Here is a 440-nt window from a genome sequence, read left to right as displayed (position 1 = left end):
AGATGCGGTTGGGTTGCACAAGATACATGCTGTTTGGCCCAACAAAAAAATGCGTACCTTGAGCCACACTTCCGCAGGCGCACGCAATTGGGTTGAAGTAGAGACTCACGACACCACCCAGCAAGCTTACCAAGCACTAAAAGCTCAAGGTATGCAAATTCTAGTGACTAACCTATCCGACACCGCTGTTGATTTCCGTGAAGTGGATTACACCAAACCCACCGCTATCGTCCTCGGTAGTGAAAAAGACGGAACCAGCAGAATGGCCGTAGAGATGGCCGACCAAGATATTATTGTGCCTATGGTAGGTATGGTTCAGTCCTTGAATGTATCAGTGGCAAGCGCCTTGATCTTATTCGAAGCACAGCGTCAGCGCCAAAACAAAGACATGTACAATAATCCTCCCCAGCCACTCTCCGATAGTATTATTCAGAAGACAC

At 48.0% G+C, this 440-nt stretch carries 1 protein-coding gene; it reads left to right on the top strand.

The features are described 5' to 3' along the window. The coding region (gene trmH / locus AB4585_RS24175; RefSeq protein ID WP_372171294.1) for a tRNA (guanosine(18)-2'-O)-methyltransferase TrmH at positions 1 to 440 on the top strand (440 nt) is incomplete at both ends.

It is taken from the genome of Vibrio sp. 10N.222.49.C9, assembly GCF_041474985.1.
Taxonomy (GTDB): domain Bacteria; phylum Pseudomonadota; class Gammaproteobacteria; order Enterobacterales; family Vibrionaceae; genus Vibrio; species Vibrio crassostreae_C.
Note: the sequence above shows the minus strand (reverse complement) of the source record. Positions and strands in the feature narration are given on the sequence as shown.